Origin of the sequence: Streptomyces sp. YIM 130001, from assembly GCF_003574445.1 — a bacterium.
In the GTDB taxonomy this organism is placed as follows: Bacteria; Actinomycetota; Actinomycetes; order Streptomycetales; family Streptomycetaceae; genus Streptomyces.
Genome location: NZ_KZ984577.1, coordinates 46,401 through 54,503, shown reverse-complemented (window position 1 = coordinate 54,503; position 8,103 = coordinate 46,401). Strand labels below are relative to the sequence as shown.

Genomic DNA, 8,103 nt, shown 5'->3' with positions numbered 1-8,103 from the left:
ACTCGACGAACTCGCCCAGCCCACCGCCGCCGACGGCCTCACCGCACTCCTCACCGACCCCAGCGCCTACGACACCTTCGACGCCGACACCGCAGCCACCCGCTCCATGGCCTTCGAACACCTCGACCAACTCGCCATGGACCACCTCCTCGGCACGCGCTGAGCACTCCCCTATCGGGTGCCCGGCCCCGGCCGGGCCGGGCACCCGGCCTCTCCCCCACCCCGGTACGGCACCGCCGGACCCGTACCGGCGCATGGCCAACCTCCGCGGACACAGGAGTCCTTGACGGACCGGCACCCCACCCGAGCAAGGGCACCATCGTGACAGCACACACCCCAGACGGGACGCAGCGCAGGCGTCGCCGTCCCGGCCGGCGGGCCGTCGTCCCGCTCACCGTTGTCTCCGCACTCGTCGCCGGTATCGCGCTCTCCGGCTGCGCACAGGAGCGCGACGACGACGTCTACACGCTGCTCAACTCCTCGACGGACGAGTCGTACCACCGCTGGGACGGCCAGACCCTGGCGCGCTGCAGCAAGAAGCTCGGGATCACCATCGAGCAGCAGAGCGTCCCGGCCGCCCAGGTGATGACCAAATCCCTGCGCATGGCCTCCTCCAAGTCCCTCCCGGACGTCATCCAGTTCGACGCGTCCGAGATGCCGACCTTCGCCGAGGCCGGCGGTCTGGTGAACCTGCGCGACCTGGGCCTGTCCACGGACGGCGTCCCGAAGGGCATCGTGGACTTCGGCTCCTACGAGGGCACTTACTACGGTGCCGCGCGCACCGTGAACACCCTCGCGCTGTTCTACGACAAGGACGTACTCGAGGACGCCGGCCTGCCGGTGCCGACCACCTGGTCCGAGATGAAGGACACCGCCGAGAAGCTCACCGAGGGCAAGCGGTACGGCATCGCGCTGAGCGCCGGCGGAGCGGAGGACGGCGTCTTCCAGTTCACCCCGTTCATGTGGTCCAACGGCGGTGACGAGCAGAAGCTCGACTCCCCCGAGGTCGCCGAGGCGCTCGACTACTGGAAGGGCCTGATCGCGGACCGCTCACTGTCGAAGTCGACGGTCAACTGGACCCAGGCGGACGTCAACGACCAGTTCATGGCGGGCAACGCGGCCATGATGATCAACGGGCCCTGGCAGGTCGAGACGCTCGACAAGGACAAGGACCTCGACTGGGGCATCGCCCGGATACCCGTGCCGGAGAAGGGCGACAAGTCCGTCGGCCCGCTCGGCGGCAGCGTCCTGACCGTGCCCAAGACCGGTGACACGGAACGAGAGAAGACCGCGGCCGAGATCATCGACTGCATGTCGAGCGAGCAGGAGCAGGTCTCCTACGCGCGCAACAGCTGGATGGTGCCGGCCGACTCGGAGGCGGCCGCGCTCTGGCGCGAGGACGTCCCCGAACTCGACGCCCTCGCCGACCAGGTGGCCACCGCCCGCTCCCGTACCGCCAAGGTCGGCGCGGACTGGTCGTCCGTATCGCTCGCCCTGCAGAGCGCCTTCCAGTCCGCGCTCACCGGACAGTCCAGCGAAGCGGCCCTGAAGCAGGCGCAGCGGCGCGCCACGAGCGGAAAGTGAGCAGACCTCGCATGTCGACCACCACCGCCACCGCCGCGAGCCCGGCCCAGCGGACCCGGACGCCGTCCCAGGTGAATCCCGCGCGTGCCCGCCGTCGCCGTCGGCTCTCGCAGTGGGGATTCATCGCCCCGGCCATCCTGTTCATGCTGCTGTTCTTCGGCTACCCGCTCGTCCGCAACATCGTGATGAGCTTCCAGGACTACTCGCCGTCCACGTTCTTCGACGGCAAGGCACCGTTCAACGGGACGGACAACTGGAGCAAGGTCTTCCAGGACGACCTGTTCGGCAAGGCCCTGTGGCACACCATCGTCTTCACGGTGGGTTCGCTGCTCGGTCAGTTCTGTATCGGCCTCGGCCTCGCCGTGTTCTTCACCAAGCGCTTCCCGCTGAACGGGCTGCTCCGCTCGCTGATCCTGCTGCCGTGGCTGGTGCCCATGGTGGTCTCCGGTGTCGTCTGGCGGCGCATCCTGGACCAGGACACCGGAGTGCTCAACTCGTTCGCCGAGACCATCGGCCTCGGCGGAGGCACCCCATGGCTGACCAGCACCGGCATGGCCCTGTTCTCCGTGATCATGGTGAACATCTGGATCGGCATCCCGTTCAACATGGTGATCCTCTACGGCGGTCTGCAGGAGATCCCCAAGGAGCTGTACGAGGCCGCCTCGCTCGACGGTGCCTCCGCATGGCGCACCTTCCGCTCGGTGACGCTGCCGCTGCTGCGGCCCGTCATCACCGTGGTGCTGGTCCTCGGGTTCATGTCGACGGTGAAGATCCTGGATCTGATCCTGGCGCTCACCGACGGCGGTCCCGCCGACTCGACACAGACGCTCGGCACGCTCACGTACCAGAACTCGTTCGTCGAGCTGGACTTCGGTGCGGGCGCTGTCGTCGGCAACGTACTGATCCTGATCTCCGCCGTGTTCGCGGTGTTCTATCTGCGGGCCAACCGCAGCGAGGGGAAGTGACCGGCATGGCTTCTGTCACCCGCATGCCCGCCGCGCCCGGCACCACCCGGCCGAAGCGCCGCTGGGGCGCCACGGTCGCCGGGCTCCTCGCGCTGGCCGTGATGCTGTTCCCGCTGTACTGGATGATCAACACCGCGCTGCAGCCGGAGTCCGGGCTGCTGAAGGTGTCCCCGATCCCGGAGAGCCTCGACCTGTCGGGCTTCCGCTCGGCGGTCACCGAGCAGGGCGGCCACCTGGTGACCTCGCTCGTGGTGGCCCTCGGCGCGGTCGCGATCTGTCTGGCCGTCGCGGCTCCCGCAGCGTACGGTCTCGCGCAGTTCCGCCTGCGCGGCACCAGGACCATCGTGTTCGGGACCCTGATCACCCAGATGGTGCCCGGCATCGTCATCGCGAACGCCCTGTACAGCGCCTACGTCGACCTCGGCCTGGTCAACTCGTACTTCGGCCTGATGCTCGCCGACGCCTCGCTCGGCATCCCGTTCGCCATCGTCCTGATGCGCTCCTTCATGGTGGCCATCCCGAAGGAAGTCATCGAGGCCGCCGAGGTGGACGGCGCCGGCCGGCTGCGCACCTTCTTCACCGTGGTGATGCCGATGAGCCGCAACTCCCTGATCACCGCGGGCCTGTTCGCGTTCCTGTACGCGTGGAGCGACTTCATGTTCGCGCTCACGCTGAACACCACCGACGACGTCAAGCCGGTCACGCTCGGCATCTACCAGTACATCGGCGCCCATGTCGGCGACTGGGGTTCGGTGATGGCCGCGTCCGTCCTGTCGGCGATCCCGGCGGCGATCCTGCTCGTACTAGCCCAGAAGTACATCGCCGCCGGTATCACCGGTGGCTCCGTCAAGTAAGGCCACAGATGAACCACACGGATTCCGACCTGTCCGACGCCGCGGACTTCCCGCACTTCCCGCCGGGTTTCGTCTTCGGCGCGGCGACCGCCTCGTACCAGATCGAGGGCGCGGCCACCGAGGACGGCCGCGGCCCGTCCATCTGGGACACCTACAGCCACACCCCGGGCAAGACGCACCACGGCCACACCGGCGACGTGGCCTGCGACCACTACCACCGCTATCCCGAGGACGTCGCCCTGCTGCGCGACCTGGGAGTCGACTCATACCGCTTCTCCATCGCCTGGCCGCGCATCCAGGCCGACGGATCCGGAGCGGCCAACCCGAAGGGCCTGGACTTCTACTCGCGGCTGGTGGACTCGCTGCTCGAGGCCGGCATCGAACCGGCGGCGACGCTCTACCACTGGGACCTGCCGCAGGCCCTCGAGGACCGCGGCGGCTGGCGGGTGCGAGAGACGGCCGAGCGGTTCGCCGAGTACACGGCGATCGTGGCGGACCATCTGGGCGACCGGGTGCCGCGCTGGATCACCCTCAACGAGCCCTGGTGCAGCGCATTCCTCGGCTACTCGGTGGGCCGGCACGCGCCCGGTGCGCGGGAGGGCAGGGGCGCGCTCGCCGCGGCCCACCACCTGCTCGTCGGGCACGGCCTGTCGATGCGGGCGCTGCGCGCGGCGGGCGTACGCGAGGCCGGCATCACCCTGAACCTCGACCGCAATGTGCCCGCCACCGAGTCCGACGCGGACCTCGCCGCTGTAGTCCGCGCCGACACCCAGCACAACCTCGTGTGGACCGAGCCGATCCTCGCGGGCCGCTATCCGGCGACCGAGGAGGAGACCTGGGGCGACCTGATCACCGGCCAGGACTTCCGGCTCGACGGCGACCTGGAACTCATCTCGCAGCCGCTGGACTTCCTCGGCATCAACTACTACCGGCCCATCGTGGTCGCCGCAGCCCCGCACCGCGAGAGCGACCCGGCCGTTCGGGTCGCCACCGACAACCGCTACGCGGAGACCGACTATCCGGGCGTGCGGCGCACGGCGATGGGCTGGCCGGTGGTCCCCGACTCGTTCACCGACCTCCTCGTCGCGCTCAGGAAGGCGTACGGGGATGCCCTGCCCCCCGTGCACATCACGGAGAACGGCTCGGCGGAGCACGACGTGCTCGTGGACGGAGCGGTCCACGACACCGACCGGATCTCCTACCTGGAGGGCCATCTGTCCGCGCTGCGTGCGGCGGTGGACGCGGGCGTCGACGTGCGCGGTTACTACCTCTGGTCGCTGCTCGACAACTTCGAGTGGGCGCTCGGCTACGACAAGCGCTTCGGGATCGTGCACGTCGACTACGACACCCTGGTGCGCACTCCGAAGGACAGTTACGCCTGGTACCGGCGGCTGATCGCGGCGCACCGCGACTGACCGGTGCGGACCGTCCGCTGCCGCGCAGGTTCGACCGCGGCGTGGACGGTCCGCGCGTTCAGGCGGTGCGGTGGCCGGCGTATCCGGCCGGGTCGGCGAGCACATCGCGCACCACATGGGCCGCCGCCCCCCTGGCCGCGTCGCCGGACGACGAAGAGGCGCGCAGCCGTCCGCTGCCCTCGGTCCACAGTCCCGAGACCACACGCCCGGTCAGCTCACGGTCGGCGGCCGGGCCGAGCCAGGGCATCAGCGGCCGGAAGATGCCGCCGAGCATCACCGCGTCCGGGTCGAACAGGTTCACCGCGCCGGACAGCACGACGCCGAGCCGGCGGCCCGCGTCCTCGAGCGCCGAGACCGCCGTGCTGTCGCCGCAGCGTGCCCGCCGCTCCAGTTCGGCGAGCCCGGGCATACCGCTGTTGTCGTCGAGGCCGGCCGCGGACAGCAGGGCGCGCTGACCTGCGTACTGCTCCAGGCAGCCGCGTGCCCCGCAGCGGCATTCGGGACCGTCCGGATCGACCACGACATGGCCGATCTCACCGGCGAAGCCGTGCGCTCCGCGCAGCAGTCGGCCGTCGAGGACCAGGGCGCCGCCGACACCGATCTCGCCCGTCAGATAGAGGAACGTGTCCGGGCGCTGCCCGCCGTTGCCGAACCAGAGTTCGGCGAGGGCCGCGAGGTTCGCCTCGTTCTCCGCGCTGACGGGCAGCGGCCGGGAGGTGGTGCCGAGGGTGGTCAGGGACTGGGCGAAGAGCCCTTCGACGGCCACCCGATTCCAGCCGAGATTGGGCGCCTGGCGCACCGTGCCGCCCGACACCAGGGCCGGCAGGGCGAGTTGGGCGGCGACGGGGCGCAGCTCCTGCTCCTCTGCCGAGGAGATCACGCGGGCGGCGATCCTGGCGGCGTGTGCGATCACCTCGGCGGGCGGTACGCCGCGGTTGTCCATCCGCTCGACGAGACGGACCCGGTCGGTGCCGGACAGGTCGACGACGCAGGCCGTCACATAGTCGACGTTGATCTCGACGCCGAGCCCCGCGGGCCCGGTGCGGGCCACCCTGAGGGCGGTGCCTGGCCGGCCGGCCTGCCCGCTGAAGGTCTTGCCCCGCTCCGTCAGGAAACCCTCGTCCAGGAGCTGCTCGACGAGCGAGGACACCGCGGCCCTGGTCAGTCCGACGCGCGCAGCGACGCCCGCCCTGGTCGCCTCGCCCTCGTCATGGACGGTCCGCAGCACCAGACTCAGATTATGCCGTCGCACGGTCGCCTTGTCGGCCTTGGGCGGCGGTACGGGGGAATCGCTCGTCATCGTGGTCAGAGCCTATGCGACCGGTCCGCAAGCACGCAGGTGAGGCGTCCGCAGTCCGGCTCCGAACGGACCGGCGCCGCGTTCAGCGTGCCGTGCCGAGAGTCCCCAGGAAGCGGATGTACGGGCGTTCGTCCGCCGCGGTGGCCGGGTGGACCACGGCCCGTACGCCGTAGACGTCGGCGATCAGCTGCTCGGTGAGGACCTCTCCGGGCGGGCCCGCGGTCACCACCCGCCCCTTGTCCAGGACGACCACGCGGTCGCAGTACGCGGCGGCCAGGTTCAGGTCGTGCAGGGCGATGTACGTGGTCGGGCCGAGGCCGGTCAGGAGGTCGAGGAGCTCGAGCTGGTGCTGGATGTCGAGGTGGTTCGTGGGCTCGTCGAGGAGGAGCTCGCCGGGTTCCTGGGCGAGCGCGCGGGCGATCTGGACGCGCTGGCGTTCGCCGCCGGACAGGGTGTGCCAGTTCTGGTGCGCGCGGTCGGCCAGGCGGGTGCGTTCCAGGGCATGACGCACCGCGTCCTCGTCCCGCGCGGTGGCCGGCGCCCATGCGCCGCGGTGCGGTACACGGCCGAGGCGCACGACGTCGATGACGCTCAACTGGACCTGGGTGTCCGCCTGTTGCTCGACGACGGCTACCCGGCGGGCGATCTCACGTCGCTTGATCGCGGTGAGCGGCTCGCCGTCCAGGGTGACCACGCCGGAGGTCGCGGGCAGGACTCCGGAGAGCAGCCGGAGCAGGGTGGTCTTGCCGGAGCCGTTGGGTCCGATCAGGCCGGTCACTCCGCCGGGCACGGGGTGCAGGCCGACTCCGTCGAGGATGAGGCGCCCGCCGGTGCGCCGGGTCAGTCGGTCGCCCCGCAGCCCTTCACCGGGGCCCGGCCGGGCCCCGGTCGCGGAGGTGTCGTTCACCCTCGGGCTCCTCGGGTGCGGAAGAGGATCAGGACGAAGGCCGGTACGCCGATCAGTGAGGTGACCACGCCGACCGGTATCTCCTGCCCGTCGAGCACGGTGCGGGCGAGCGCGTCCACCCACACCAGGAACACGGCACCGGCGAGCGCGGCGACCGGCAGCAGCCGCACATGCCCGGAGCCCACCAACGACCTTGCCGCGTGCGGCAGTACAAGACCGACGAAGCCGATCGCACCGGCCGCGCTGACCATCGCCGCGGTGAGCAGTGCGGTGCCGCAGAGGAGTACGACGCGGGTGCGTGCGACCCGCACCCCGAGCGCCGCGGCCGCGTCCTGCCCGAATGCGAAGGCGTCAAGCGTGCGCGCATGTCCGAGGCAGAGCAGCAGAACCGCGATCAGCACGGCGAGGCAGGCCCCTACGTCCGTCCAGCCCGCCCCGTTGAGGGACCCGAGCAGCCAGAACAGCACACCCCGGGTCGTCTCGGCGTCCGCCGCGGTCAGGACGATCACCGAGGTCAGCGCGGAGAACAACTGCATGACCGCGACACCGGAGAGCACCACACGGTCGGTCGAGCCGCCCAGCAGATGGCTGAGCACCAGGACCGCGGCGAACGACAGCACCGCACCGGCGAAGGCCCCGCCGGACAGCGACAGCGCTCCGCCACCCGCGCCGAGCACGACGACGGTCACCGCGCCTGTCGACGCCCCGGAGGAGACACCGAGCACGAACGGGTCGGCGAGCGGGTTGCGCAGCAGCGACTGCATCACGGCCCCGCACACCGCCAGACCGGCACCGCAGACCGCGGCGAGCACCGTGCGCGGCAACCGCAGCTCCCAGACGATGCCTTCCCGGATCGGGCTCAACTCCGTCTCGCCCCAACCGAGATGGGAGAGCACCACGGACCAGACGTCGACGACTCCGATCCGTGCGGTGCCGACCACGATGGCCAGAGCCATCGACACCGCCAGGACGACGAGGCCGCCGGTCCAGGCGAACACGCTCCCGGTCAGTCTGCGGGTACGGGTGGCGCGGGCGGGTGGTGCGAAGGCGACGGCGGGGCCGCCCGTCCGCTCCCGTT

The 8,103-nt window shown here is 70.6% G+C and carries 7 protein-coding genes and 1 pseudogene; 5 read left to right on the top strand and 3 right to left on the bottom strand.

Features of this window, described 5'->3' with window-relative positions:
- The 5 genes and pseudogenes from DSC45_RS34075 to DSC45_RS34055 form a co-directional block, all read left to right on the top strand.
- A pseudogene (locus tag DSC45_RS34075) lies at window positions 1–163 on the top strand (xylose isomerase); the annotation flags it as partial.
- 158 nt (window positions 164–321) lie between these two features.
- Window positions 322–1,584 (top strand): ABC transporter substrate-binding protein, encoded by a 1,263-nt coding sequence (locus DSC45_RS34070; protein ID WP_119295911.1) that lies wholly within the window; start codon window positions 322–324, stop codon window positions 1,582–1,584.
- 11 nt (window positions 1,585–1,595) lie between these two features.
- Window positions 1,596–2,549 carry a carbohydrate ABC transporter permease gene (locus DSC45_RS34065; protein WP_119295910.1) on the top strand — a complete coding sequence of 318 codons (954 nt, stop codon included), beginning with the start codon at window positions 1,596–1,598 and terminating at the stop codon, window positions 2,547–2,549.
- A gap of 5 nt (window positions 2,550–2,554) precedes the next feature.
- Window positions 2,555–3,403: a carbohydrate ABC transporter permease gene (locus tag DSC45_RS34060; protein ID WP_162929424.1), complete on the top strand. Its 849-nt coding sequence runs from the start codon at window positions 2,555–2,557 to the stop codon at window positions 3,401–3,403.
- Between the two features lie 8 nt (window positions 3,404–3,411).
- Window positions 3,412–4,818 (top strand): GH1 family beta-glucosidase, encoded by a 1,407-nt coding sequence (locus DSC45_RS34055; RefSeq protein WP_119295909.1) that lies wholly within the window; start codon window positions 3,412–3,414, stop codon window positions 4,816–4,818.
- A gap of 58 nt (window positions 4,819–4,876) precedes the next feature.
- On the opposite strand, the gene DSC45_RS34050 is transcribed toward DSC45_RS34055, so the two are convergent.
- The 3 genes from DSC45_RS34050 to DSC45_RS34040 all read right to left on the bottom strand — a co-directional run bounded on the left by DSC45_RS34050 (window position 4,877) and on the right by DSC45_RS34040 (window position 7,981).
- On the bottom strand, window positions 4,877–6,118 hold the full coding sequence (locus tag DSC45_RS34050; RefSeq protein ID WP_119295908.1) for an ROK family transcriptional regulator: 1,242 nt from the start codon (window positions 6,116–6,118) through the stop codon (window positions 4,877–4,879).
- Between the two features lie 82 nt (window positions 6,119–6,200).
- Window positions 6,201–7,025 (bottom strand): ABC transporter ATP-binding protein, encoded by an 825-nt coding sequence (locus DSC45_RS34045; RefSeq protein WP_119295907.1) that lies wholly within the window; start codon window positions 7,023–7,025, stop codon window positions 6,201–6,203.
- The gene (locus DSC45_RS34040; RefSeq protein WP_119295915.1) at window positions 7,022–7,981 is read right to left on the bottom strand and encodes a FecCD family ABC transporter permease; all 960 of its coding nucleotides are present in this window, start codon (window positions 7,979–7,981) and stop codon (window positions 7,022–7,024) included. The genes DSC45_RS34045 and DSC45_RS34040 overlap by 4 nt, the downstream gene beginning before the upstream one ends.
- Window positions 7,982–8,103 lie beyond the last annotated feature (122 nt).